General features: G+C 43.4%; 24 protein-coding genes. All 24 read left to right on the forward strand.

The genetic code is table 11. The features are described from left to right. Positions 1 to 25: 25 nt before the first annotated feature. Complete coding sequence (ribF, locus tag GRQ40_RS06915; RefSeq protein ID WP_044746097.1) at positions 26 to 1,009, forward strand: bifunctional riboflavin kinase/FAD synthetase; 984 nt, start codon at positions 26 to 28, stop codon at positions 1,007 to 1,009. Positions 1,010 to 1,099: 90 nt separating this feature from the next. Then, positions 1,100 to 1,369: a 30S ribosomal protein S15 gene (gene rpsO / locus GRQ40_RS06920; protein WP_044746096.1), complete on the forward strand. Its 270-nt coding sequence runs from the start codon at positions 1,100 to 1,102 to the stop codon at positions 1,367 to 1,369. A gap of 132 nt (positions 1,370 to 1,501) precedes the next feature. After that, on the forward strand, positions 1,502 to 3,613 hold the full coding sequence (gene pnp, locus GRQ40_RS06925; RefSeq protein ID WP_159719615.1) for a polyribonucleotide nucleotidyltransferase: 2,112 nt from the start codon (positions 1,502 to 1,504) through the stop codon (positions 3,611 to 3,613). Positions 3,614 to 3,799: 186 nt separating this feature from the next. Then, positions 3,800 to 4,669, forward strand: a complete 870-nt coding sequence (locus GRQ40_RS06930) for a polysaccharide deacetylase family protein (protein WP_139788064.1) — start codon at positions 3,800 to 3,802, stop codon at positions 4,667 to 4,669. Between the two features lie 13 nt (positions 4,670 to 4,682). Continuing rightward, positions 4,683 to 5,924 carry a M16 family metallopeptidase gene (locus GRQ40_RS06935; RefSeq protein ID WP_066147294.1) on the forward strand — a complete coding sequence of 414 codons (1,242 nt, stop codon included), beginning with the start codon at positions 4,683 to 4,685 and terminating at the stop codon, positions 5,922 to 5,924. A gap of 90 nt (positions 5,925 to 6,014) precedes the next feature. Continuing rightward, a complete protein-coding gene (locus tag GRQ40_RS06940; RefSeq protein ID WP_044746092.1) occupies positions 6,015 to 6,257 on the forward strand; it encodes a YlmC/YmxH family sporulation protein in 243 nt (80 codons plus the stop codon). Positions 6,258 to 6,724: 467 nt separating this feature from the next. After that, positions 6,725 to 7,627 carry a dipicolinic acid synthetase subunit A gene (gene dpaA / locus GRQ40_RS06945; protein ID WP_044746091.1) on the forward strand — a complete coding sequence of 301 codons (903 nt, stop codon included), beginning with the start codon at positions 6,725 to 6,727 and terminating at the stop codon, positions 7,625 to 7,627. Then, positions 7,628 to 8,227, forward strand: coding sequence for a dipicolinate synthase subunit B (locus tag GRQ40_RS06950; protein ID WP_044746090.1), 600 nt, complete (start codon positions 7,628 to 7,630; stop codon positions 8,225 to 8,227). Positions 8,228 to 8,356: 129 nt separating this feature from the next. Continuing rightward, positions 8,357 to 9,403 carry an aspartate-semialdehyde dehydrogenase gene (asd, locus tag GRQ40_RS06955; RefSeq protein WP_159719616.1) on the forward strand — a complete coding sequence of 349 codons (1,047 nt, stop codon included), beginning with the start codon at positions 8,357 to 8,359 and terminating at the stop codon, positions 9,401 to 9,403. A 27-nt stretch (positions 9,404 to 9,430) separates the two neighbouring features. Next, positions 9,431 to 10,675 (forward strand): aspartate kinase, encoded by a 1,245-nt coding sequence (gene dapG, locus GRQ40_RS06960; RefSeq protein WP_080860393.1) that lies wholly within the window; start codon positions 9,431 to 9,433, stop codon positions 10,673 to 10,675. 5 nt (positions 10,676 to 10,680) lie between these two features. Next, positions 10,681 to 11,553 carry a 4-hydroxy-tetrahydrodipicolinate synthase gene (gene dapA, locus GRQ40_RS06965; protein ID WP_066147301.1) on the forward strand — a complete coding sequence of 291 codons (873 nt, stop codon included), beginning with the start codon at positions 10,681 to 10,683 and terminating at the stop codon, positions 11,551 to 11,553. 455 nt (positions 11,554 to 12,008) lie between these two features. Next, on the forward strand, positions 12,009 to 13,667 hold the full coding sequence (locus GRQ40_RS06970) for a ribonuclease J (protein ID WP_159719617.1): 1,659 nt from the start codon (positions 12,009 to 12,011) through the stop codon (positions 13,665 to 13,667). 116 nt (positions 13,668 to 13,783) lie between these two features. Beyond that, positions 13,784 to 14,521 (forward strand): ClpP family protease, encoded by a 738-nt coding sequence (locus GRQ40_RS06975; protein WP_066147306.1) that lies wholly within the window; start codon positions 13,784 to 13,786, stop codon positions 14,519 to 14,521. Then, positions 14,518 to 14,739 (forward strand): YlzJ-like family protein, encoded by a 222-nt coding sequence (locus GRQ40_RS06980; protein ID WP_066147308.1) that lies wholly within the window; start codon positions 14,518 to 14,520, stop codon positions 14,737 to 14,739. The genes GRQ40_RS06975 and GRQ40_RS06980 overlap by 4 nt, the downstream gene beginning before the upstream one ends. A 104-nt stretch (positions 14,740 to 14,843) precedes the next feature. Further along, positions 14,844 to 17,156, forward strand: coding sequence for a DNA translocase FtsK (locus GRQ40_RS06985; RefSeq protein WP_159719618.1), 2,313 nt, complete (start codon positions 14,844 to 14,846; stop codon positions 17,154 to 17,156). Between the two features lie 212 nt (positions 17,157 to 17,368). After that, positions 17,369 to 18,100: a GntR family transcriptional regulator gene (locus tag GRQ40_RS06990; RefSeq protein WP_044746082.1), complete on the forward strand. Its 732-nt coding sequence runs from the start codon at positions 17,369 to 17,371 to the stop codon at positions 18,098 to 18,100. A gap of 88 nt (positions 18,101 to 18,188) precedes the next feature. Then, positions 18,189 to 19,274: a BMP family lipoprotein gene (locus tag GRQ40_RS06995; RefSeq protein WP_080860382.1), complete on the forward strand. Its 1,086-nt coding sequence runs from the start codon at positions 18,189 to 18,191 to the stop codon at positions 19,272 to 19,274. Between the two features lie 139 nt (positions 19,275 to 19,413). Then, positions 19,414 to 20,943, forward strand: coding sequence for an ABC transporter ATP-binding protein (locus GRQ40_RS07000; RefSeq protein ID WP_044746080.1), 1,530 nt, complete (start codon positions 19,414 to 19,416; stop codon positions 20,941 to 20,943). Beyond that, complete coding sequence (locus GRQ40_RS07005) at positions 20,940 to 21,986, forward strand: ABC transporter permease (RefSeq protein ID WP_044746079.1); 1,047 nt, start codon at positions 20,940 to 20,942, stop codon at positions 21,984 to 21,986. Before GRQ40_RS07000 ends, GRQ40_RS07005 begins: the two co-directional genes overlap by 4 nt. Continuing rightward, positions 21,987 to 22,946 (forward strand): ABC transporter permease, encoded by a 960-nt coding sequence (locus GRQ40_RS07010; protein ID WP_044746078.1) that lies wholly within the window; start codon positions 21,987 to 21,989, stop codon positions 22,944 to 22,946. It abuts the gene before it with no gap. 146 nt (positions 22,947 to 23,092) lie between these two features. Continuing rightward, a complete protein-coding gene (gene yfmF / locus GRQ40_RS07015; protein WP_044746077.1) occupies positions 23,093 to 24,373 on the forward strand; it encodes an EF-P 5-aminopentanol modification-associated protein YfmF in 1,281 nt (426 codons plus the stop codon). Next, complete coding sequence (gene yfmH / locus GRQ40_RS07020) at positions 24,373 to 25,659, forward strand: EF-P 5-aminopentanol modification-associated protein YfmH (protein WP_159719619.1); 1,287 nt, start codon at positions 24,373 to 24,375, stop codon at positions 25,657 to 25,659. The genes yfmF and yfmH overlap by 1 nt, the downstream gene beginning before the upstream one ends. A gap of 51 nt (positions 25,660 to 25,710) precedes the next feature. Next, complete coding sequence (ymfI, locus tag GRQ40_RS07025; protein WP_066147318.1) at positions 25,711 to 26,427, forward strand: elongation factor P 5-aminopentanone reductase; 717 nt, start codon at positions 25,711 to 25,713, stop codon at positions 26,425 to 26,427. A 68-nt stretch (positions 26,428 to 26,495) separates the two neighbouring features. Further along, positions 26,496 to 26,744 carry a DUF3243 domain-containing protein gene (locus GRQ40_RS07030; RefSeq protein WP_044746074.1) on the forward strand — a complete coding sequence of 83 codons (249 nt, stop codon included), beginning with the start codon at positions 26,496 to 26,498 and terminating at the stop codon, positions 26,742 to 26,744. The last annotated feature ends 67 nt before the right edge of the window (positions 26,745 to 26,811 follow it).

A 26,811-nucleotide genomic window follows, 5' to 3' on the forward strand; every position in this document is an offset into this window, starting at 1 on the left:
GAAAGGCAGAAGGTGAAGAACAAGCATGGAAACACGATTCATCACATATCCCCATTATCAAAAAAGAGAAGATTTTCCGCCAACGGTGATGGCTTTAGGTTATTTTGATGGTGTTCATCTTGGGCATCAAGAGGTCATTCGAACAGCTGTTCATTTAGCGGCGGAAAACGGATATAAAAGTGCTGTGATGACGTTCCATCCGCATCCCTCCATCGTGCTAGGAAAAAAAGAGCAGCACGTACAGCTGATTACTCCCTTGAAGGAAAAAGAACGGCAAATGGCTCGTCTAGGTGTAGATTATTTATACATCGTAGAATTTACACCTTCATTTGCTGAACTGCTTCCACAGCAATTTGTTGACGAGTACATTATTGATTTTCACGTGAAACATGTCGTAGCAGGCTTCGATTTTACGTATGGACGGCTGGGAAAAGGGACGATGGAGACGATCCCTTTTCATTCTCGGGAGCAATTTGCCCATACAGTGATTCCAAAGCTAACCCGAAACGGGGAAAAGATTAGCTCCACCTATATTCGCCGCCTTTTAAAAGACGGAGAAGTTCAGCAGCTTCCTGAACTGCTTGGCCGTTTTTATACGATCGAAGGAACGGTGATTGATGGCGAAAAGCGGGGAAGAACGATTGGTTTTCCAACCGCAAACATTGAACCGGAAGATGATTATCTTTTGCCGGCGCTAGGGGTTTATGCGGTGAAAGTGAGGATAGGAAACGAAACATTTGCAGGGGTTTGCAATGTAGGATACAAACCAACATTCCATCGTGACCGCCAAGGAAGGCCTAGCATCGAAGTCCACATTTTTCATTTTTCCAGAGAGATTTATGGAGAAACAGTCACAATTGAGTGGCATAAGCGGCTGCGGAGTGAGCAAAAATTTGCAAGTGTGGAACAATTAGTAGAACAAATCGAACGAGATAAGGAAAGAGCGGAAGATTATTTTCGAAAAATCAAGGAAAATACTTGCATTTTACCGCGAAAAGATGTATTCTAATAAAGGTATGTAAAATAACCATTGCTTGGCAGAGCGTATCACCGGCGCTTGCTAGGTAATTGGGGTTTCATAATGAGGAGGTGAACAAGGATGGCATTAACGCAAGAGCGCAAAAATGAAATTATTACCCAGTACAAAATTCATGAAACAGACACTGGTTCTCCAGAGGTACAAATTGCTATCCTTACTGAGCAAATCAACAACTTGAATGAACATTTACGCGTTCATAAAAAAGACCATCATTCACGTCGCGGACTGTTGAAAATGGTCGGTAAGCGCCGTAACCTGCTTACGTATTTACGTAATAAAGATGTTACGCGTTATCGTGAACTAATTAACAAACTTGGATTACGTCGATAAGGAAAAAGCGGGAGCATTCCCGCTTTTTTGCTAGTTATATAAAGGTTGTTGATAACGGGATAGTTATTCGTTCATACTATTAAAGAGGAATCATTTATTTTGATTTGTACATAGAGAGGAGTACTCATCTGTATGGAGCAAGAAAAACAAGTATTTTCCATAGATTGGGCGGGGCGGCCGCTTGTCGTGGAAATAGGTCAATTAGCAAAACAAGCAAACGGTGCTGTGCTTGTTCGTTACGGTGATACCGTCGTATTAAGCACAGCGACCGCATCGAAAGAAGCAAAAAGTGTAGACTTCTTTCCGTTAACCGTGAATTATGAAGAACGCCTCTACGCAGTCGGAAAAATTCCGGGAGGATTTATTAAGCGTGAAGGTCGCCCAAGCGAAAAAGCGATTTTGGCAAGCAGGCTGATCGATCGTCCGATTCGTCCGTTATTTGCGGAAGGGTTTCGTAACGAAGTGCAAATTGTCTCAATGGTGATGAGCGTTGATCAAGACTGCTCTCCAGAAATGGCTGCCATGTTTGGATCTTCGCTGGCGTTGATGGTTTCGGATATTCCGTTTGAAGGACCGATTGCCGGCGTCACGGTTGGTCGTGTCGATGGAAACTTTGTAATTAATCCGTCTGTTGAACAAACAGAAAAAAGTGACATTCAGCTTGTTGTGGCTGGAACAAAAGATGCGATTAACATGGTTGAAGCGGGAGCTGACGAGGTTCCGGAAGAAGTGATGCTGGAAGCGATCATGTTCGGCCATGAAGAAATTAAACGGCTGATTGCTTTTCAAGAAGAGATTACGGCACAAATCGGCAAAGAAAAAATGGAAGTTGCATTATATGAGCTAGATTCCCAGCTGGAGGCCGATATCCGCGCGCTTGCCGAGGCGGAAATTAAACGGGCTGTTCAGGTTCCGGAAAAACTTGCCCGCGAAGCAGCAATTGATGAAGTAAAGGCGGGAGTAATTGCCAAATATGAAGAGCAAGAGGCCGATGAAGAAACATTAAAACAAGCCAATGAAATTTTACATAAGCTTGTTAAAGAAGAAGTACGCCGTCTCATTACAGAAGAAAAAATTCGTCCGGATGGCCGGAAAATTGATGAAATTCGCCCGCTTTCTTCAGCAGTAGGGCTCTTGCCTCGCACGCATGGTTCGGGACTGTTTACGCGTGGACAAACACAGGCGTTAAGTGTTTGCACTTTAGGCGCGCTTGGCGATGTGCAAATTTTAGACGGGCTCGGCATTGAAGAGACCAAACGATTTATGCATCACTATAATTTTCCGCCATTTTCTGTCGGGGAAACGGGAGCGATACGCAGTCCGGGGCGCCGTGAAATCGGACATGGAGCTTTAGGAGAACGGGCGTTAGAGCCAGTGATCCCGTCTGAAAAAGAGTTTCCATATACGATTCGCCTTGTTTCAGAGGTCTTGGAATCGAACGGTTCTACCTCTCAAGCCAGTATTTGTGCTAGCACATTGGCAATGATGGATGCAGGGGTACCGATTAAAGCGCCAGTGGCAGGTATTGCGATGGGACTTGTCAAAAGCGGCGATCATTATACCATTTTAACAGATATCCAAGGTATGGAAGACCATCTTGGCGATATGGACTTCAAAGTGGCGGGAACGGAAAAAGGTGTAACCGCTCTGCAAATGGATATTAAAATTAAAGGATTATCGCGTGAAATTTTAGAAGAAGCCTTACAACAGGCGAAAAAAGGCCGCATGGACATTTTAAAACATATGATGCAAACCATCAGCGAGCCAAGAAAAGAGCTTTCTAAATATGCACCAAAAATTTTAACCATGCAGATCAATCCTGATAAAATCCGCGATGTCATTGGACCAAGCGGCAAGCAAATTAATAAAATTATCGAAGAAACAGGAGTTAAGATCGATATTGAACAAGACGGAACCATCTTTATTTCTTCAGTGAACGAAGAAATGAATCAGAAAGCGAAGAAAATTATTGAGGATATCGTGCGCGAAGTAGAAGTGGGACAAATTTATTTAGGAAAAGTGAAACGCATTGAAAAATTTGGTGCATTCGTCGAATTATTTAGCGGCAAAGACGGTCTTGTCCATATTTCTGAGCTGGCTGAGGAACGCGTTGGCAAAGTAGAAGATGTCGTCTCCATCGGCGATGAAGTTTTAGTGAAGGTTACAGAAATCGATAAGCAAGGCAGGGTCAACTTGTCGAGAAAAGCGGTATTACGTGAACAAAAGGAGAAGCAGAATCAATAAGGGAGCCTCAGGACCAGCCTCAGGCTTCTTTGTTGTTTATAATCAGTTCTATCTTGTCCTCTCTCGACATATTTGTAATAAAAAAAGAGGGGGGGATGAGCGATTTATAAGCGCTACGTAGTTTGGCTGATAGCTGCTTTTTTATTTGCGTGGGGCATTGCCAGCCAGCCGTCTGTCAATCAATATATGAATTCGTTAAAAGCAGGTAGCACAGAAGTAGCAAAAATGCGGGATAAGCTTTATATGGAAATTCAAACGAAGGCAAAGCGGTATGAAATCCCTCCGCAAGATGCTGTAATTGATCGAGTCTGGAAGGCGATTCCTGGGTATAATGGGTTAAAAGTGAATGTGGAAGCTTCTTATCAGAACATGAAAAAGGATGGTACTTTCGACAAACGCAAGCTTGTATACGAACAAATTTCTCCGAAGGTACACTTAAAGGATTTACCGCCTGAAGCTATTTATCGCGGCCATCCAGAAAAACCGATGGTTACCTTCTTGGTGAATGTCGCATGGGGAAATGAATATATCCCTAAAATGCTGGAGGTTTTGAAAAAATATAACGTTCAGGCGACCTTTTTTCTTGAAGGGCGTTGGGTAAAAAATTATCCGGATATGGCAAAAATGATTGCAGATGCGGGTCAGGAGATCGGCAATCATTCGTATAGCCATCCTGATTTAAAAACTATGAGCAATGAGGCGATTCGCCGAGAGCTGAAAAAAACAAACGAGGTTATAGAAGCAACGACAGGGGTAAAATGCAAATGGTTTGCTCCTCCAAGCGGAAGTTATCGAGATGATGTCGTAAAAATTGCCCACGATTTAAAGATGGGAACCATTATGTGGAGTGTTGATACAATTGATTGGCAAAAACCATCGCCATCTGTTATAGTGGAACGGGTAACATCTAAACTTCATCCTGGCGCCATCATTTTAATGCATCCAACATTATCAACAGCAGAGGCCTTAGAACCGCTCATTAAAGCCATTAAACAAAAATATGAAATTGGTAACGTATCAATGCTGCTAGATGAAAAAAGAATTGTACAAAAATAGGAGGAACGCTGATTTGATTAACAAGTACACATGCCAAAATGGGGTACGTATTGTACTAGAACAAATTCCAACAGTGCGTTCAGTTGCGATTGGCATATGGATTGGAACGGGCTCTCGCAATGAATGTGAACAAAGCAATGGGATTTCCCATTTTTTAGAACATATGTTTTTTAAAGGGACCAAAACGCACACAGCGCGGGAAATTGCTGAAGCGTTTGACAGCATTGGGGGACAGGTCAACGCATTTACTTCAAAAGAGTATACGTGCTATTACGCAAAGGTCTTAGATGAGCATGCTCAGTTTGCCCTTGATATGCTTGCTGATATGTTTTTCCATTCCACTTTTGTCGACGAAGAGCTGCAAAAAGAGCGGAATGTCGTGCTTGAGGAAATTAAAATGTATGAAGACACGCCAGATGATATAGTACATGATTTATTAAGCAAAGCATGCTATGCTTCTCATCCGCTTGGCTATCCGATTTTAGGAACGGAACAAGCCTTGCGCACATTTACAGGCGATTCCTTGCGCAAGTACATGGCCGATTACTATACTCCTGACAGAATCGTTATTTCTGTAGCAGGAAATGTGAAAGAGAGCTTTATCCAAGAAATCGAAGCATATTTTGGTACGTTTACAGCGAAGCAGCGCACTGAACGTCCACTTGTGCCGACGTTCCATCCGCAGAAATTAGCTCGCCAAAAGGAGACGGAGCAGGCTCACTTATGCATCGGGTTTAATGGCTTGCCAATTGGCCATTCTGATATTTATAGCTTAATTATTCTTAATAATATTTTAGGGGGGAGCATGAGCAGCCGCCTCTTCCAAGAAGTGCGTGAACAGCGCGGCTTGGCCTATTCTGTTTTCTCCTACCACTCTTCCTACGAAGACGGCGGGCTTTTAGCGATTTATGGCGGAACGGGAAGCAGCCAATTAGATGTTCTTTTTGAAACGATTCAAGAGACGGTTCGGAAGCTGAAAGAAGATGGAATTACGGCAAAGGAGTTGCAAAATAGCAAAGAGCAAATGAAAGGAAGCTTAATGCTTAGCTTGGAAAGCACAAACAGCCGAATGAGCCGCAATGGTAAAAACGAACTTCTCCTTGGCCGCCATCGCTCGCTTGATGAAATTATTGAGGAGATTAATCAAGTCAGCGCAGATGATGTTAATGAGATGGCACAGAAAATTTTCAGCGAAGATTATGCAGTGGCGTTAATCAGCCCAAGTGGACAACTGCCAGCGGCGCTGCAAAGCTAATAAAAATGCCTGCAAAAATCAATTGCAGGCATTTTTTTATGAATGACAACTTACAATGATAAAAAGGCATGAAAAAGGAGTGCATAGGCAATGAGGCTAAGCGAGCTAAGCGGAAAGGAAATTGTTGATGTCAGAAGGGCGGAACGATTAGGGGTGCTTGGGCAGACAGATCTTGAAATTAATGAGCAAACAGGGCACATTCAAGCGTTATTAATTCCAACAGGAAAGTGGTTTGGATTTCGAAAAGAAGGCAATGAGATTCGGGTTCCTTGGAACTATATTAGAAAAATTGGCACAGACATGATTATCATTGATTTTCCCGATGAATCATGATGTGCATGACGATTTATAGAGGTTCGGATAAAAAATCGGCATCAATAAAAAACGAAAATAGTTCAATCAATGAGAAGAAACACCACTATATATAAATGATTCATGATTTAGGCATAAGATTTATTTGCCAATGATAGAAATCCACTAGCCTCAAGAGCAAGGGCCCTTTTTGACGGCTGAAAACAAGTCCGTAACTTGTATTAGTCATGTTACATCATGATCGTGCACTGGCCGTCATCGCGGACTCTTTACCTGCTCATTTGCGAGGAATTGTTGACACAACCAATGGAATTGATTATAAGCTACACTGGATTACGCTGTTAAATGGAAAATGACGAAAAGGAGCAGGGCGAATTCTCGCCATGCTCCTTTATTATTTGCTCTATTCACCTATTTTTATCTTTTACATAAGATGTGAAAGAGGCATTGTCAATCAATATGAGTTTTTATAAAGAAGGTGAAAATGCATGATGCTGACAGGGATGCACGTAGCTGTCATTGGCGGAGATGCGAGGCAGCTAGAAGTGATTCGCAAATTAACAGAATTGGATGCAAAATTATCCCTTATTGGCTTTGATCAGCTTGCCCATAGCTTTACTGGTGCTACGAAAACGTCGATTGATGAAATCGATGTTTCTGATTTAGATGCAATCATTTTGCCTGTTCATGGCACAGGTTTAGATGGAAAAGTCAATACCATTTTTTCCAATGAACCGATTTTTATTACAGAGGAGCTTCTCTTACAAACCCCGAAACATTGTACCGTTTATACCGGAATCAGTAATAGCTACTTAGATGAACTTATGGAAGCAACTCAGCGAAAGTATGTGCAGTTGTTTGAGCGGGATGATGTGGCGATTTACAATTCCATTCCCACCGCTGAAGGGACGATTATGATTGTGATTCAGCATACAGATTTTACGATTCACGGTTCACGCGTCGCCGTTTTAGGATTGGGGAGAGTTGGCATGACCGTTGCCCGCACATTCGCTGCATTAGGAGCGAAAGTGAAAGTAGGCGCACGACGAAGCGAGCATCTTGCACGAATAAGTGAAATGGGGTTTGAACCGTTCCAGTTGCAAGATATTGAAAAGGCAGTGCAGGATATCGATATATGCATTAACACGATTCCGACGATGATTGTGACCGCCAGTGTCATATCGAAAATGCCCGCCCATACACTCATTGTCGATTTAGCCTCAAAGCCTGGGGGAACGGATTTTCGTTATGCTGAAAAACGAGGAATTAAGGCGTTATTGGCACCGGGATTGCCAGGTGTAGTCGCCCCGAAAACGGCAGGACAAATTCTGGCAAATGTTTTATCACAGCTATTATTAAATGATTTAACGAAACGAAAGGAGAAAAAATAAATGAGTGTAAAAGGAAAGCGCATCGGCTTTGGTTTAACGGGCTCTCATTGCACATATGATGCTGTCATACCGGAAATTGAAAAACTTGTAAAAGAAGGGGCAGAAGTGTTGCCAATTATTACTTACACGGTGAAAACAACAGATACAAGATTCGGAGAAGGGGAGGAGTGGGTAAAAAAGCTAGAAGAAATAACAGGGAACAAAGTGATTGATACCATTGTTAAAGCGGAGCCACTCGGCCCCAAAATTCCTCTTGATTGTATGGTCATTGCCCCGTTAACAGGCAACTCTATGAGCAAGCTCGCTAATGCATTGACGGATTCTCCCGTGTTGATGGCCGCCAAGGCAACAATGAGGAATCATCGTCCGGTTGTAGTGGGGATTTCAACGAATGATGCCCTAGGATTAAATGGAGTCAATTTAATGCGACTTATGGCAGCCAAAAACATCTATTTTATTCCATTTGGCCAAGATGCACCATATACGAAGCCGAATTCGATGGTGGCTAAAATGTCGCTGTTGCGTGATACAGTGGTTGCTGCACTTGAAGGAAAACAGCTACAGCCAGTGATCATTGAAAAATATCGTGATGCAGATTAATAAATAATCAATAAAAAGAAAATTTATGCATATAAATAAAAAGTTTCTCTCCTTTAAAGATGAATATGTTAAAATAAAAACTATCGAAATGGATGCAGCTTATTGACTAGTTGGAAGGAGAATGAATGAATGGAACAAAAAAATTTGCATGTAGCAGTGGTCGGAGCTACTGGCGCAGTGGGCCAACAAATGATTCAAACATTAGAAAAACGAAATTTCCCGATTGGTACATTAACGCTGTTATCATCGGAACGTTCGGCAGGAAAAAAAGTCATGTTTAAAGGTCAGGAAATTGAAGTGCAAGCGGCAAAACCGGAAAGCTTTGAAACAGTTGATATCGCACTGTTCAGCGCTGGTGGTGCGGTGTCAAAGGCCCTCGCTCCAGAAGCTGTGAAGCGCGGTGCTATTGTCGTCGATAATACAAGCGCATTCCGCATGGATGAGAATGTGCCGCTTGTTGTGCCGGAAGTAAATGAAGAAGATCTAAAATGGCATAATGGCATTATCGCCAATCCAAATTGCTCGACGATTCAAATGGTGGTGGCGCTTGAGCCAATCCGTCAAGCGTTTGGGCTTAAAAAAGTCATCGTCTCTACCTATCAAGCTGTTTCTGGTGCAGGAGCACAAGCGATCACGGAATTAAAGTCACAGGCGAAAGCGATTCTTGAGGGGGCCTCATTTACACCGGAAATTCTGCCTGTAAAATCAGATCGCAAGCATTATCAAATGGCATTTAACGTGATTCCGCAGATTGATAAATTTCAAGACAACGGCTTTACGTTTGAGGAAATAAAAATGATAAATGAAACGAAAAAAATCATGCATATGCCTGAACTGGAGGTAGCTGCAACATGCGTGCGTATTCCAGTGATAACAGGACACTCTGAGTCTGTTTATATCGAAGTGGAAAAAGACGCCGTCAGCGCTGAAGAGATCAAGCATGTGCTTAAAGAGGCTCCGGGTATCGTTTTGCAGGATGATCCAAGCGAGCAGTTGTATCCGATGCCGGCGGATTGCGAAGGCAAAAGCGAAGTATTTGTCGGACGCATTCGCAAAGACTTAGACCGCGATCATGGCTTCCATTTATGGATCGTATCTGATAATTTATTAAAGGGGGCGGCGTGGAATTCCGTCCAAATTGCAGAAAGCCTCTTAAAGCTAGGACTTGTTAAATAAAGAGCGGAGAAGCATCGAGGTGTTAGCATGAAAATTATTGTACAAAAGTTTGGTGGCACATCGGTTCGCGATGAACATGGGCGTGACTGGGCGCGCAAGCATATTGCAAGAGCCCTTGACGAAGGATACAAGGTAGTGGTTGTCGTGTCGGCGATGGGGCGAAAAGGAGAGCCATATGCAACCGATACGCTGCTAAGCTTAATCGATGGCAGCCATACACATGTCAATAAGCGAGAGCAGGATTTGCTGATGGCTTGCGGAGAGATCATTTCTAGCGTCGTCTTTACCAACCTGCTTAACAAGCACGACATCAAAGCCACTGCTTTTACAGGGGCTCAGGCAGGGTTTTGTACAAATCATGATTATACAAATGCCAAAATTATTGAAATGCGTTGCGACCGCCTGTTGAAAGCTTTAGAAGAATATGATGTCGCCGTTGTTGCCGGCTTTCAAGGAGCTACCAAAGACGGCGACATAACAACGCTTGGCCGCGGCGGCAGCGATACATCAGCTGCGGCCTTAGGAGCGGCCCTTAATGCTGAATGGGTTGATATTTTTACCGATGTCGAAGGAGTGATGACAGCTGATCCACGCATCGTGGAAAACGCTCGTCCGCTTGATATTGTCACATATACAGAAATTTGCAATATGGCCTATCAAGGGGCGAAAGTCATTCACCCTCGCGCCGTGGAGATTGCCATGCAGGCGAAAGTTCCGCTGCGGGTGCGCTCAACCTATTCAGATTCTTTAGGAACGCTTGTTACATCCAGCGTAAAGCCGAATAAAGGAAGCGATGTTAGAGAGCGTCTTGTAACGGGAATCGCTCATGTTGCGAACGTGACACAAATCAAGGTGCAAGCAAAAGAAGGGCATTACGAGCTCCAGTCTGATGTGTTTAGTGCAATGGCAAACGAAGGAATTAGCGTCGATTTTATTAATATATCACCGAATGGCGTGGTATACACAGTAGCTGGTGACATGACCGATCGCGCGATTTCAGCATTGCGGAAGATTGGCTATGAACCTTCTGTAACAAGAGGGTGCGCAAAGGTGTCGACCGTTGGTGCAGGAATCGCTGGGGTGCCAGGGGTTACAGCGAAGATTGTGACCGCCCTTTCTGAAAAAGGAATTCAAATTTTGCAATCGGCTGACAGCCATACAACGATTTGGGTGTTGGTTAAGGAAGAAGATTTAAAGAAAGCCGTTAATGCGCTTCATGACGCTTTTCATCTTTCGGAAGCCGAACCGATGAAATATGATGATGAGGAGTGAAAATATTGGTTTCATTTGGAAAAGTTGTCACAGCGATGGTGACACCATTTGATCGCAAAGGAAACATTGACTTTGATAAAACGACTCAGTTGATTCAATACTTGCTTGAAAATGGCACCGATTCTCTTGTTGTGGCAGGGACGACGGGAGAATCTCCGACGCTGACAACTGAGGAGAAAGTCGCCCTGTTCCGCCATGTTGTTTCTGTGGTTAATGGCCGTGTTCCCGTCATTGCAGGAACGGGAAGCAATAATACGCGCGCATCCATTGAGCTGACAAGAAAAGCTGAAGCGGTTGGTGTCGACGCCATTATGATTGTGGCTCCATATTATAATAAGCCGAATCAAGAGGGACTTTACCAGCATTTTAAAGCGATCGCGGAAAGCACGAGCCTACCTATCATGGTATATAACATTCCAGGTCGTTCCGTTGTTAATATTTCGGTTGATACGCTTGTTCGGTTAGCAGAGATTCCAAATGTTGTGGCTCTTAAGGATGCAAGTGGCAACCTTGATGCGATGGCTGAGGTTATGGCACGTACAAAGGAAGAGTTTTTGCTGTATAGCGGTGATGATGGACTGACGCTTCCGGTGATGGCCATTGGAGGTGCTGGTGTCGTGTCTGTTGCCTCTCATGTTATTGGTCATGAGATGCAGCAAATGATTTCGTCATTCGAAGCTGGTGACCATAGCAAGGCAGCCAAGCTGCATCAAACGTTGCTTCCAATTATGAAAGGGCTATTCGCGGCGCCAAGCCCTGTTCCAGTTAAAACGGCGCTGCAGCTGAAAGGTCTGGATGTCGGTTCTGTCCGCCTGCCGCTTGTTCCATTAACAGAGCAAGAGCGGAACGAACTGATGGGCTTGCTCCAGAATATTTAACAGCTTTCCAAAAGAAGTCTCCCATCCTCAAGGAACGTGAAGGCGACAGCCCAGTGAGTAGGGGGGAGATGAATTTCAGTTGGCAATCGCCACTGGATAGGATACTCTATTGTTCGAACGAACCCCTTCGGAACGAAGGGAAGCGTAAAGGGTTCTTGTGTGTGGCTTACCGTTCAGCGAACACGCACAAGTCGCTTAAAGCCCCCTCCTCTAAGCGAAGCGCAGGTGGCGGGTAGTTCACTATATCTGCTTAAGAAACTTCCCGTCTTTAAACAGAGTGTAGGTGGGGAAGATGTATTCAGAGCAAAGTGGCCAATTCGCTGTATGGGCGGATTGGCCGTTTTTATTCCCATGAATGGTGACGAACAAATTAGCTTGTATTTAAAATCTGCCATCAGTTATAATAATGTCAAGTGACTTTGAGCGGGTTAGTTTGACATTAGGAGGACGTGCCATTGAGGACAAAAGTAGAAAAGATACGCATATTTTCCCTTGGAGGAGTAGGAGAAATCGGGAAAAATATGTATATTATCGAATTGGATGAAGATATTTTTATGGTTGATGCAGGCTTAATGTTTCCAGAGGATGAAATGCTTGGGATTGACAAGGTCATTCCCGATATTTCCTATCTTGTTGAGCGAAAAGAACAGATTAAGGGGATCTTTTTAACACATGGTCATGAAGAGCACATTGGCGCTATTGCCTACGTGTTGAAAAAAATTACAGCTCCTGTATATGGAACGAAATTGACGCTTGGATTAGTTGAGGAGAAGCTAAAAGAGCAAGGAATAAGCGCTAGCGCTCCATTAATCGAAATTCGTTCTGATTCCGAAATTGCTTTTGACAAAACGATCGTCACATTCTTTCGGACGATTCATAGCATTCCAGATTCTGTTGGAATTAGCTTCCATACGTCGCAAGGAGCGATCGTATATACCGGAGATTTCAAATTTGATCAAACTCCGTATGGGGCCAACTACGCTGATTTAGGGAAAATGGCGCAAATAGGCGAGAAAGGAGTTTTGTGTCTTTTATCGGACAGCACGAATGCGGAAAAGCCGGGATATACCGGATCTGATATGAGTGTTGCTGAAGCGATATCAGATGTTGTTTATAATGCAAGGGGAAGAGTGATTGCTGCCTGCTATGTGTCCAACATTACAAGAATACAGCAGGTGCTGAACGCGGCTAAAAAACACGGAAGAAAGGTAGCGATTGTTGGAAAGAACATACATAAAGTGATGGATGTGGCAGTCCGCTTAGGCTACCTGCAGCTTCCAGAAAAAACGATCATTTCTATTCATGATCTCCAACAATACGAAGATCGTGAGCTTGTCATTTTGACGACAGGCGGGCGAGGAGAGCACATGGGAGCTCTTGTACGAATGGCGAAGCAAACACATAAGCATGTAAGCATCAAGGAAGGAGATACGGTTATTGTTGCTGCTTCGCCAATGCCGGGGCATGAGCTGCTGCACTTAAAGACAATGGATGCCTTATATCGTGCAGGAGCGCATGTGGTCTATAAAAATGTACATGTATCCGGCCATGGGTGCCAGGAAGAGCTCAAACTGATGCTCAATTTAATGAAACCAAGCTATTTTATTCCTGTTCACGGAGAATATCGCATGCAGAAAGCTCACGCTAATCTAGCTAAAGCTGTCGGTATTTCCGAAGAACGAACATTCTTAATTGATAAAGGTGAGGTCGTTGAATTCCGTAATGGTCAAGCGCGCTTTGGCGGCAAAGTTCCGTGCGGAAACATCTTAATCGACGGCTTAGGAATTGGGGATGTTGGCAACATTGTCTTGCGCGATCGCCGTCTTCTTTCCCAAGACGGCATTTTAATTGTGGTCGTAACATTAAGCAAAGAAGCGAAAAAAATTGTGGCTGGACCTGAAATTATCTCTCGCGGCTTCGTATATGTGAGGGAATCAGAAACGCTGCTGGATGAAGCGACGAAAATGGTAACAAATATTGTAAATAAATGCCTGCAAGATTATGTGATTGAGTGGTCTTCATTAAAAATGGGCATGCGCGAGGCGCTCAGCCAATATTTATTCGAAAAAACAAAACGCAAGCCAATGATTTTACCCATTATTATGGAAATTTAATGCAATCATGCTCAAAGTCGAATGTTGCTGCCGATGGGAGGAGAATCCTTCCATCGGCATTTTTATTTAATAGATAGAACATACTAATGGTATGATGATAAGAAAGGAGCATGTTGATGGAGAAGGAGCGATACATAGCATTTGAGTCAGAATCCGATCCAAATCGTGAAAAAAATGAACAGGTTGCGGAAAATATTCAACAGCTTGGCCAAACGAATGTACCGCAAATGACTCAGGATACCAATATACATTGTTTAACGATTGTTGGGCAGATTGAGGGGCATATCCAGCTTCCTCCGCAAAATAAAGCAACAAAATATGAGCATGTCATACCACAAATTGTAGCCATTGAGCAAAACCCAAATATCGAAGGCTTGCTTGTGGTGTTGAATACGGTTGGTGGCGATGTAGAAGCGGGGTTAGCCATTGCTGAAATGCTTGCATCACTGTCTAAGCCGACTGTTTCGATTGTTTTAGGAGGAGGACACTCCATCGGGGTGCCGATCGCTGTTTCGTGTCATTATTCATTCATCACCGAGACGGCAACAATGACGATTCATCCGATTCGCTTAACAGGGCTTGTCATTGGTGTACCACAAACATTTGAATACTTAGATAAAATGCAGGAACGAGTGGTTCGTTTTGTGACAAAGCATTCAAAAATTACCGAAGAAAAATTTAAAGAGCTTATGTTTTCCAAAGGAAACTTAACACGTGACATCGGTACAAATGTGGTGGGACCGGACGCCGTACAATATGGATTAATTGATGAGGTAGGCGGCGTAGCTCAAGCAATGAAAAAGCTGCGCGAAATGATTGATGCGAAAAAATCAGAGGGGACGATGCTGCAATGATCTTATATACGATGATGCCGGAGCATCTCATTTTTCAAACAGACAGCAGCGAGTACACGAAGCAAAAAGTGATTTATTATGACGGCATTCCATTTCTTGTGGAGGAAACAGAAACAAAGGAATGGCAGATTGTCCGCAATTTAAGCACAAATCCTGCTGATTTTTTGCAGCAAAAATATGCACCTGGTGAGAGATTTCCTTCGTCGTTCGAAACTTAATGAATTCTAGATCTAAGCATGATATAATAAATACAAGCGAAAAAAAGCAGCCAGTCTTGGCTGCTTTTTTCGACATTTCCAGTTTTGTATCGGAGTGAGTAAATATGGCAAAACGTAAGCGTCAGCAAAAAAAACAAACAAAAAAACAAGCAAAAAACCAAACATGGAAAACAACTTTTCGTTTTGAACTGACAGGATTGCTTATGCTTGCTCTATCCGTTATTGGAATGGCGCGGCTTGGATTAGTAGGTCAGACGCTTGTATCGTTTGCCCGCTTTTTTCTTGGTGAGTGGCATATCCTCCTATTGCTCGGCTTGCTTTTAGCTTCTATCTATGTCATTTGGAAGCGTATGTGGCCTCCGCTTGTTAACCGCTGGCTGCTCGGCGTTTATACGATGGCTGCTGCTCTTTTATTGCTAAGCCATCAAACGATGTTTCATTTATTGTCTCGGCAAGGAAAGTTTCAAGATCCTAGCATTATCCGCACGACATGGGAGCTTTTTTGGCAGGAAATGAAGGGGGCATCCTCCTATCCAGATTTAGGGGGCGGGATGGTAGGTGCGCTTTTGTTCGCTGCAAGCTACCAATTGTTTGATGAGCTCGGCACAAAATGGATATGCCTGATTCTTTTCGTGGCTGGTGCGCTTTTAATTAGCGGAAAATCGCTGAATGAAACGGTCGGAAAAGTCATTGCTTGGATCGTTTCCTTTGTGCGCGAGCAATGGAACGAGTTTATCATCGATATCAAAGGCAGCTGGAAAAAAAGAACAAAAACGAGACGGAGATCGGATACGGCCAGTTCAGATACATATCAAACAAAGGAAGAAGAGAGGGAACAAGCGGCTGATGAGGAAGAGGAAATATCATTGCCCCCCATTATTTCTGATTTTAGTGCAGTAAGAGCAAATGAACAGACTGCAGATCCGATTGAGCAAGAAGAGGATGACGAGGAAGGACAGAATCCTCCTATGTCGTTTACGGAAATGGAAAATGTCGATTATCAATTGCCGCCGCTTGAGCTTCTTCGGCTTCCGAAGCCGGCAAATCAAGCAAAAGATCATGACAATATTTATGCAAATGCTCGGAAGCTTGAAAAGACTTTTCAGAGCTTTGGAGTCAAAGCGAAAGTCACGCAGGTTCATCTTGGTCCTGCTGTTACAAAGTATGAAGTATATCCTGATGTCGGTGTGAAAGTGAGCAAAATTGTCAACTTAAGCGACGACTTGGCTCTTGCCCTCGCTGCAAAGGACATTCGCATTGAAGCGCCGATTCCCGGAAAATCAGCGATCGGCATCGAGGTGCCCAATGAAGAAATAGCCACTGTTTCATTGCGGGAAGTATTGGAAGCCACCGAGAATTACAAGCCTGATGCTAAGCTTGTCATTGGCTTGGGAAGAGATATCTCAGGGGAAGCCATCGTGGCAGAGCTTAACAAAATGCCTCATCTGTTAGTCGCTGGGGCAACAGGAAGCGGAAAAAGCGTCTGTATTAACGGAATGATTACCAGTCTGTTGATGCGTGCTAAGCCGCATGAAGTCAAAATGATGATGATTGACCCGAAAATGGTGGAGCTTAGTGTATATAACGGCATCCCGCATTTATTAGCTCCCGTTGTGACAGATCCGAAAAAAGCGTCACAAGCATTAAAAAAAGTGGTGAGCGAAATGGAGCGACGATACGAGCTGTTTTCGCATACGGGAATGAGAAATATTGAGGGATATAACGAGTATATTCAGCGGTATAATCAACAATCGAGTGCCAAGCAACCGCTGCTTCCATATATCGTGGTGATTGTTGATGAGCTGGCCGATTTAATGATGGTCGCTTCATCCGATGTGGAAGACTCGATTACACGGCTTGCGCAAATGGCCCGGGCGGCTGGCATCCATTTAATTATCGCTACCCAGCGTCCTTCTGTAGATGTCATTACAGGAGTCATTAAGGCGAACATCCCATCGCGAATTGCCTTTAGTGTTTCTTCGCAAACGGATTCGCGCACGATTTTAGATATGGGAGGAGCGGAGAAGCTGCTAGGCCGAGGTGACATGCTGTTTTTGCCAATGGGAGCCGCTAAGCCGATTCGCGTACAAGGCGCTTTTGTATCAGATGAAGAAGTCGAGGCGATTGTGCAGTTTGTCGTTTCACAGCAAAAAGCGCAATATCAAGAGGAAATGATTCCGGATGACACGGTAGAGGAAGAAGCCGATTTTGACGACGAGCTTTACGAGGAAGCGGTCCAGCTTGTTGTGGAAATGCAAAGCGCTTCTGTTTCCATGCTGCAGCGCCGCTTCCGCATCGGATACAACCGTGCTGCCAGATTGATTGATGCGATGGAAGCAAGAGGAGTTGTCGGCCCTTACGAAGGAAGTAAGCCGCGCGCTGTTCTCGTGGCAAAAGAAAACGCGAAAACATCGTAGCATAATGGATAATTCAAGCAAATCTTAAATGATTTGCTTGAATTATCATGTCATATTGAAAACGCTTACGTTAATGATATTTGCTTTTTTCGACAAAATTTTTATTCCCTATTTATTTATGAGCGAAAAAGTGTTATAGTAATGTCGATTAGGTTAATTTGTCTTACGTCAGAGGTCTGATATCTGCAAACTATTGAGTGGAGGCTTTTCGAATGTCGATTAAATCTGATAATCGCCATCTATATTTGCAAGTCATTGATCGTATCAAACAAGATATTGAAACAGGCGTTTACAAGGAAAAGCAAAAGCTCCCATCAGAGTTTGAGCTGTCGAAGCAACTCGGAGTTAGCCGAGCTACATTGCGTGAAGCGCTTCGAATTTTAGAGGAAGAAAACGTCATTATCCGCAGACACGGAGTCGGCACATTTGTGAATGCAAAGCCGATGTTCACCTCCGGCATTGAACAGCTAAGCAGTGTAACGGATATGATTAAACAAGCCGGCCGAAAACCGGGCACGATTTTTCTTTCCTCTTCTGTTCAAAGTCCGACAGAGGAAGATGTACGTCGGTTTCAATGTTCGCCTTCTGAAGAAATTTTGCTTGTGGAACGGGTACGGACAGCTGACGGTGAGCCAGTCGTGTACTGTGTTGACAAAATTCCTTGTAAATACTTGCCGAAGGGAATTTCTTACGAACACGAATCATTGTTTGAAAATTTACAAAGTCAAACGAATCATGATATTGCCTATGCTGTAGCGCATATTGAACCGGTCGGTTATCATGAAAAGGTGTCGCCAACGTTGCAATGCGATCCGGAAACAGCTTTGCTTGTTTTAAAGCAAATGCATTTTGATAAAAACGATGAACCCATTTTGTATTCCATTAACTATTTCAAATCTGATAAATTCAGCTTTCATGTGCTGCGAAAACGGGTTCATTTTTAAGGGGGTGACATTTCATACATAGAACATCGACATCTATTGGATAATATAAAGGGGTTTTAGTTACTATTTTTACTAGGGGGTAAAAGTGATGAAGAAAAAACGCATGGGTCTTGCTCTTTCTCTTGTCCTTGCGGCCGGCACGCTGCTTAGCGGCTGTGGAAACGATGAGAACGCAGGAGAAAAGAAAGACAGCTTTACAGTAGCAATGGTAACGGATGTCGGCGGAATTGACGACAAATCGTTTAACCAATCTGCTTGGGAAGGATTGCAAAAATTTGGTGAAGAAAATGGCATGAAAAAAGGCAAGGATGGTTACGATTATTTGCAATCGCAAAACGATACCGACTATGCCACAAATTTAAACAAGCTTGTTAGAAGTGACTACGATTTAATCTATGGAATTGGTTATTTAATGACAGATGCGATTACGAAAATCGCTGAGCAAAAGCCAAAAAATCATTTTGCGATCGTAGACAGCACAGTGGACAAGCCAAATGTAGCGAGCATTACCTTCAAAGAGCATGAAGGATCGTTCCTTGTAGGAGTTGTCGCTGGATTGACAACAAAAACCAATAAAATCGGTTTTGTTGGTGGTATGGAAATCCCATTAATTGAGAAGTTTGAAAGCGGATTCCTTGCAGGCGTCAAGTCTGTAAACCCAAATGCGAAGGTAGAAGTGCAATACGCTGGAGCATTTGACCAAGCGGATAAAGGAAAAGCGATCGCATCTAGCATGTATGCTTCTGGCATTGACGTCATTTACCACGCAGCAGGCGCAACAGGTAATGGTGTCTTCTCTGAAGCAAAAGACTTAAAAACAAAAGATCCAAACCGTGAGCTTTGGGTCATCGGGGTTGACAAAGACCAGGCTCCAGAAGGTGAAGTCACAGTAGGCGGAAAAACGTACAATGTGACATTGACATCGATGGTTAAGCGCGTTGATGTTGCGGTATACGATGTAGCGAAAAAAGCGAAAGAAGGCCAATTCCCAGGCGGCAAAACGCTTGAGTATGGTTTGCCTGAAAATGGAGTAGGAATCGCGCCAACTCAAGATAACATCAAGCCGGAAGTGTTAAAGGCCGTTGATGAATGGAAGCAAAAAATCATTAATGGCGAAGTTAAAGTGCCGTCTACTCGCGACGAATACAAAAAATTTGAAGCAAGCTTAAAATAAGGGGTTAAATTGAATAAAAAGGCTAGTGCTTACTAGCCTTTTTATTCGCCCAAAATCATTAAATAAAAAGTTACAAACACAAATTTGTAGCTTTTTATTTAATGATTTTAACATGCTCATTTAAGAGGAGTGAATTTGTTTGGAATACGTAATTGAAATGTTAAATATCCGAAAGGTATTTGGAAACTTCGTCGCTAACGACAATATTACTCTCCAATTAAAAAAAGGCGAAATCCATGCTTTGCTTGGAGAAAACGGCGCTGGAAAATCGACGCTGATGAACGTGCTGTTTGGGCTGTATCAGCCAGACGGCGGAGAAATCCGAGTAAAGGGGCAATCTGTTAAAATCGCGAATCCAAATGTCGCTAACGATCTTGGCATCGGAATGGTGCATCAGCATTTTATGCTTGTCGATACATTTACGGTAACAGAAAATATTATTCTAGGAAGCGAACCGACAAAGGGTGGAAAAATTGATATCAAGCATGCGGAGCAGCAAGTGCGCGAGCTGTCGGAGCGCTATGGATTAGCGGTTGATCCAACGGCGAAAATCGCTGATATTTCTGTCGGAATGCAGCAGCGCGTAGAAATTTTAAAAACGTTATATCGCGGTGCGGAAATTCTTATTTTTGACGAACCGACTGCTGTTTTAACACCGCAGGAAATTCAAGAGCTCATTCAAATTATGAAAGCACTCGTCCGCGAAGGGAAATCGATTATTTTAATCACGCACAAATTAAAAGAAATTATGGAAGTATGCGATCGCGTGACGGTCATTCGCCGCGGAAAAGGCATTGATACACTCAATGTTGCCGATACGAATCCAAATGAACTCGCCGCGCTGATGGTAGGCCGTGAAGTGCAGTTTAAAACCGATAAAAAACCGGCACAGCCTAGCAAAGAAGTGCTAGAAATCAAGGATCTAGTCGTAAAAGATGCTCGGGGAGTCACCGTCGTTGACCATTTGAATTTAACTGTTCGTGCGGGGGAAATTGTCGGCATTGCCGGAGTGGATGGCAATGGACAAACCGAGCTCATCGAAGCCATTACAGGTCTTCTGAAAGCGGAATCCGGATCCATTCTTTTAAATGGACAAGATATCTTCAATCTTTCCCCGCGTAAAATTACAGAAGCTGGGGTAGGACATATTCCACAAGACCGGCATAAGCATGGGCTCGTTCTTGATTTTCCGATTGGCGAAAATATGGTATTGCAAACCTATTACAAAAAGCCGTATTCCAAGAATGGTGTCTTAAACTTTAAGGCGATTTATGACAAAGCACGCCAATTGATTGCCGAGTTCGATGTGCGTACACCAGACGAATATACGCCAGCTCGCGCTTTATCTGGCGGTAACCAGCAAAAGGCTATCATCGGCCGCGAAGTGGATCGCAATCCGGAGCTGTTGATTGCTGCACAACCAACACGCGGACTGGATGTCGGAGCGATTGAGTTTATTCATAAACGCTTGATTGAGCAACGGGATCAAGGGAAAGCGGTGCTGCTTGTTTCTTTTGAATTAGATGAAGTCATGAATGTCAGTGATCGCATTGCTGTGATTTACGAAGGAAAAATCGTTGCCATTGTCGATCCGAAGGAAACGACAGAGCAAGAGCTCGGTTTGCTAATGGCAGGCAGTAAACAGAAGGAAGCAGGTGTTTCTTCATGAATTCAAGTCGTCTAACGAAATTTCTTATTCCAGTATTTGCTGTATTGCTTGGAGTGATCGCCGGATCCATTGTCATGCTTGTAAGCGGGTATAATCCTATTGCGGGATATTCAGCCCTTTTATATGGATCGTTTGGCGACAGCTATTATATTGGGGAAACGATTCGTCAAACCACCCCTTATATCCTTGCAGGTTTAGCGGTAGCCTTTGCTTTCCGCACAGGACTTTTTAATATTGGAGTAGAGGGACAACTGATTGTTGGCTGGCTTGCTTCAGTATGGGTAGGGGTTTCGCTCGATTTGCCAAAAGTGATTCATTTACCGCTGGCAATTTTGGCAGCGGCAGCGGCGGGAGCGCTATGGGCGTTCATCCCCGGGTTTTTAAAGGCACGTTTTAAAGTGCATGAAGTCATTATCACGATTATGATGAACTATATCGCTTTGCATGTAACGAATGCCATTATTCGTTCTGTGCTTTCTGATAAAGGATTTAAATCAGAGACCGTTCATCCATCGGCATCATTGCAATCAGAATTTCTTCAATCCATTACTGATTATTCAACGTTGCACTATGGAATTATTATTTCCTTAATCGGTGCAATTATCATGTGGTTTTTGCTTGAAAAAACAGCAAAAGGATATGAATTGCGTGCTGTCGGCTTTAACCAGCATGCTTCTCAATACGCAGGAATGAATGTTCCGCGCAACATTATTTTATCAATGGTCATTTCCGGTGCGTTTGCCGGAGTTGCTGGAGCGATGGAAGGGCTCGGCACGTTCGGAAATATCTCTGTAAAAGCAGGCTTTACCGGCATCGGTTTCGATGGGATCGCGGTTGCGTTAATTGGAAGCAATAACGCGTTCGGAATTATTTTATCTGCGCTTTTATTTGGGGCACTGAAGGTAGGAGCGCTCGAAATGCCGTCAAGTGCGGATGTACCTACAGAGCTTGTCGATATTGTCATCGCGTTAATTATTTTCTTCGTAGCATCTAGCTATCTTATTCGTCTATTATTATCTCGTTTTAAAAAGGAGGGAAAATAAGTGGGCGTTTACGAAATGTTACAAATTATTATTCCTTCGGCGCTTTTCTTTGCCGCTCCACTTATTTTCACTGCGCTTGGCGGTGTATTCAGCGAACGTTCCGGTGTTGTTAATATCGGATTGGAAGGCTTGATGGTAATTGGAGCATTTACGGGGATTGTCTTCAACTTGACCTTTGCCGATTCGTTCGGCGAGCTTACTCCTTGGCTGGCGCTTATTGTAGCGATGATTGTGGGTGCCATCTTTTCGTTGCTTCACGCTGTCGCATCCATTACGTTTCGTGCTGACCAAGTCGTGAGCGGTGTGGCGATTAACTTTTTGGCAGTGGGCTTATCTTTGTTTTTAGTAAAAAAAATATACGGGAAAGGTCAAACCGACCAAATTCAAGTGGGATTTGATAAAATTGATATTCCCGTGTTAAGCCATATTCCGATTATTGGCCCGTTATTTTTCTCAAACGGATATATTCCGTCCTATATCGCAATCGTCCTCGCTTTTGTTGTCTGGTATATTTTATTTAAAACACCGTTTGGCCTTCGCCTTCGCTCTGTCGGCGAACACCCAATGGCAGCAGATACAATGGGAATCAACGTCGCGAAAATGCGTTATATTGCCGTCATGATCAGCGGTGCGCTCGGCGGACTTGGCGGTGCCGTCTATGCGACAATTATTTCCCGTGATTTTAGCCATGCCACCATTTCTGGACACGGTTTTATGGCGCTTGCCGCGATGATTTTTGGTAAGTGGCATCCGCTTGGTGCGATGGGGGCTGCGTTGTTTTTCGGCTTGGCCCAAAGCTTAAGTATTGTGGGACAAACCATCCCGTTCTTAAAGAACGTGCCAACGGTTTATTTGCTCATTGCCCCATATGTATTAACTATTTTAGCTTTAACGGGATTTATCGGCCGCGCCGATGCTCCAAAAGCGCTCGGCACACCGTATGTAAAAGGGAAGCGATAATCCTATTTAGAAGAACTCGATTGATTCGATCGAGTTCTTTTTTTGTTTGTTATTTGCATTTTATTTTGGCAAAAATGTATATTGGTGATAAGGAAAAATAAGCTAGAATGATTCGCAAAAAATACAAATGAAGAGGAGGAGTTTTTTTGATCCGTGAAAATACGATCACTACTCAAGGCTTCCGCACGCATTTCGTTCAAACGGATAAATATAAAACAAGCACGCTCGTTTGGAAGATGAAAGCCCCTTTATCTAAAGAAACGGTAACATTGCGCGCTCTTTTGCCATATGTGCTACAAAGCGGCACAAAGACGCATCCAAGCATGAAAACGCTTAGAACTTATTTAGATGAGCTATATGGAGCCATGCTCAATGTCGATTTGACAAAAAAAGGAGAATTTCATATTATCACGATCCGGCTCGATGTGGCGAATGAAAAATTTTTAAAAGACGCCTCTCCTCTCTTGAATAAGGCGATTCAACTTTTAAGTGAAATCATCCTGCACCCAGCGTTAGAAAACGGGCGCTTTGTTTCGCAGATTGTTGAACAAGAGAAACGGGCGTTAAAGCAGCGGATTCAATCTGCATATGATGATAAAATGCGCTATGCCAATTTGCGGCTAGTGGAGGAAATGTGCAAAAATGAACCGTATGCGTTGCCGTCTCATGGCCAACTCGAAGATGTGGAGGCCATTACGCCAGACACATTATTTACTTATTACAAAAAGGCGTTACAAGAAGATGAGGTGGACCTATACATTATCGGGGACATTGAGGAAACCAGTGCGCTTGAAGCGGTTCAACAGCATCTTCAGCTTCCTGGACAGCTTCCGAGAACAGCTGAGAAACCGCATGTCGAGCCGAAAAAAGTGGCAAATGTCCATGAAGTTGTAGAAAAGCAGGATATCAAGCAAGGAAAACTGAACATCGGCTATCGGACCCAGATTACGTATGACGATGATGACTACTATGCCTTACAGGTATTCAACGGCATATTCGGGGGATTTTCGCACTCCAAGCTCTTTATTAATGTTCGCGAAAAAGCGAGCCTTGCTTATTATGCTGCTTCTCGGTTGGAGAGTCATAAAGGGCTTTTGATGGTGATGTCAGGAATTGAGCCAGCCAATTACGAAAAAGCGATGCAAATCATTCATGAGCAAATGAACGCGATGAAGCAAGGGGAATTTAGCGACAACGAAATCGAGCAAACAAAGGCGGTCATTCGCAACCAGCTGCTTGAGACGCTTGATACGCCAAGAGGGATGGTAGAAGTGCTCTACCATAACGTGGTTTCAGAACGAAAACGGCCTATTGACGAGTGGCTTTCTGGAACCGAAAAGGTACAGCGCGAAGATATCGTTCGTGTTGCTAATCAGATTGAGCTTGATACGATTTACTTCCTTACCGGAATGGAGGGGGAAAAGTAATGGAAAAGATTGTGTATGAACAGCTACAGGAGCAGCTTTATTATGAAAAAATGCCCAATGGCTTAGATGTATACATTTTACCAAAAAAATCCTTCAATAAAACATACGCAACATTTACGACTAAATATGGATCAGTGGATAATCAATTCGTCCCGCTTGGCACAACAGAGATGAAGCGCGTGCCGGACGGGATCGCCCACTTTCTTGAGCATAAGCTGTTTGAGAAGGAAGACGGCGATGTGTTTCAGCAATTCAGTAAACAAGGGGCTTCAGCCAATGCGTTTACATCGTTTACCAGAACCGCTTATTTATTTTCAAGCACGGCAAATGTTGAGAAAAATTTAGAAACGCTGATGGATTTCGTTCAAACTCCTTATTTTTCTGAGCAAACGGTCGAAAAAGAAAAAGGAATTATCGGCCAAGAAATTCGCATGTATGACGATAATCCGGATTGGCGTGTCTATTTTGGATTGATTGAAAGCATGTATCAGCAGCATCCGGTCAAAATCGATATTGCTGGAACAGTGGAATCAATTGCTGATATCACAAAAGACTTGTTATATGAGTGCTATGGAACATTTTACCATCCAAGCAACATGCTGCTGTTTATTGCCGGACCAGTCGATGAGAAAGCGATGATGGAGCAAATTCGTCGCAATCAAGCAAAAAAATCATTTCCAAAAGCATCTGAAATTCAACGATTTCACTATCAAGAACCAGAGGAAGTGGCCAAGGAAAAGCATGTGCTTCCAATGCATGTTCAAACGAGTAAATGTTTGGTCGGCATTAAGGCAAAAGCCGTCAAGCAAAAAGGGAAGGAAAAATTAAAACATGAGCTAGCGATGAATGTCCTGCTTGATTATTTATTCGGAAAAAGCTCACAGCATTATGAGCGATTATACCAGCAAGGGTTAATTGATGAAACGTTTGCTTACGACTATACGGAGGAAGAACAGTTCGGTTTTGCCGTTATTGGCGGTGATACAAATGATCCTGAGAAATTAGCTACGGAAATTAAGCAGGTGATTTTAACATTTCAGGACTCGCCGTTAGCGCAAGAGGATTTAGAACGGGTGAAAAAGAAAAAGATCGGCGCGTTTCTACGCTCTTTGAACTCTCCAGAATATATCGCCAACCAATTTACGCGATATGCCTTTCATGAGATGAGTCTATTTGAAGTCGTGCCGGTACTGGAGTCATTGACGATTCATGATATAATGAAAGTCGCTAACGAATGCTTTCATCAGAAGCAGTTGGCGGTTTGCCAGGTTGTTCCGAAAGAATAAAGCAAAAAAGCATCCTTTTGCACAAAAGGATGCTTTTTTAGGGGGATCTTGATGAAATATGCACTTATTACGGGAGCGAGCGGTGGCATTGGCGCGAGTATTGCTCAAGAATTAGCTGCTAAAGGGTACGGGCTTTTTTTGCATTATCACCGACATTATGAAAACGTTCAAGCCCTGCAACAGCAGTTGTCTAACGTTTATACTGCTGCGGTGCAAGCAGATCTTTCTCGGCAGGATGGCGTGCAGACGCTACTTGCTCAAATTGACCGCCCGCTCGATGTTATGATTCATAATTGCGGTATCAGCTACTACGGGCTAATAACGGATATGAGTGATGAGCTTGTACAAAGAATGGTACAGCTTCATGTGACAAGCCCTGTTCTATTAACGAAAAAATTGCTTTCGCCGATGATTAAGAAAAAACATGGAAATATTATTATCATTTCATCCATATGGGGATTGACAGGTGCTTCGTGTGAAGTGGTTTATTCAATGGTTAAAGGGGGACAGAACGCGTTTGTTAAAGCGCTGGCAAAAGAATTGGCGCCAAGCGGCATTCGCGTAAATGCTGTTGCTCCAGGGGCGATTCGTACAGACATGCTTGAGCCATTTAGCGAAACAGAGATAAAGGAATTAGAAGAGGAAATTCCGCTTGGAAGAATTGGAATGCCAAGTGAAGTAGCGAAAACCGTTTCTTTTTTACTCTCGGAAGACGCCTCCTATATTACAGGGCAAGTGATTAGTGTAAATGGAGGATGGTATTGCTAACACGTAAGTATATTTTTACGTCAAATAGATAAACTATTGGTGAAACTGAATAGGAGGAGGAAACAAACATGTCTGTACTCGATAACTTCGAACAATGGAAAGATTTCTTAGGCGAACGCCTTGAGCAAGCAAAGCATCAAGGACTTGGTCAAGAAGTGATTTCGGATGTTGCTTATCAGATTGGCGATTATTTAGCGAAGCAAATCGATCCGAAAAATCCTGAAGAGCGCCTTCTTTCCGATTTATGGAGCGTAGCTGATGAGCAAGAACAGCATGCGATTGCTAATATGATGGTGAAATTAGTACAGAGACACTAAGAGAGGGCTTTCCTCTCTTTTTTCATGAATAAATGAAATGGTTGTGTTTGCTTTCCTTTTCTATTGC

The sequence above is a fragment of the Anoxybacillus sp. PDR2 genome (genome assembly GCF_009834045.1).
GTDB classification, from domain to species: Bacteria; Bacillota; Bacilli; order Bacillales; family Anoxybacillaceae; genus Anoxybacteroides; species Anoxybacteroides rupiense.